Source organism: Neisseria sp. HMSC070F02, assembly GCF_001814225.1.
GTDB lineage: Bacteria > Pseudomonadota > Gammaproteobacteria > Burkholderiales > Neisseriaceae > Neisseria > Neisseria meningitidis.
On record NZ_KV815457.1, the window covers coordinates 1 to 581 of the forward strand.

At 43.7% G+C, this 581-nt stretch carries 1 protein-coding gene and 1 pseudogene; one reads left to right on the forward strand and one right to left on the reverse strand.

Translation table 11 applies throughout. The annotated features are described in order from the left end of the window. Positions 1-28: 28 nt before the first annotated feature. On the reverse strand, positions 29-487 hold the full coding sequence (locus tag HMPREF2959_RS13300) for a hypothetical protein (protein WP_025461252.1): 459 nt from the start codon (positions 485-487) through the stop codon (positions 29-31). 20 nt (positions 488-507) lie between these two features. Between HMPREF2959_RS13300 and HMPREF2959_RS13525 the strand changes: the two are divergent. Next, a pseudogene (locus HMPREF2959_RS13525) lies at positions 508-581 on the forward strand (peptidase); the annotation flags it as partial.

Genomic DNA, 581 nt, shown 5'->3' on the forward strand with positions numbered 1-581 from the left:
CAAAGTTGAGTATTGTACTATTTTGTTTTTAATTAACTATAAAACGCTTGTGTGAATAGGAAGACTGCAGAATATTGCTGCCTTTTCCTGTTTGCTTTAAATAAACAGAAAATGCCGTCTGAAACCGATTTTCAGACGGCATTTGTCCCTTAAAACACGTTTTTTCAAGCGCGACCATACCAAACACCCACAGGTTGCCTTCCATCCTTCGTACAACCTTTGCTCCATCAAACATCCACTTCCTAAATACTGATGTCTGCTTAGGTTGAATCGGCATTCGTACGATTACGGCACACCGCCTAATCTGTACCTGCGTCTGTTGCGCCCAATACCAAAGGCTATCTGAAAATCTCCCAAACTTTTCAGGTAGCCTTATCACGTTTTCGACTGTCACCACACGCCCAAAGACTGCCTGAAACCCTTTTTCAGACGTTCCACTCCGATACCCCCCAACAAAACGCCGCCCGAACACATGTTCAGACGACATTTTCTTTGCGTCGATTCATTGCAGTGTTTACCTGCTTTAAGGCGGACAAAGGTGCGGAAGCGGTAAACAACGATACAGAACATAATGCTACATA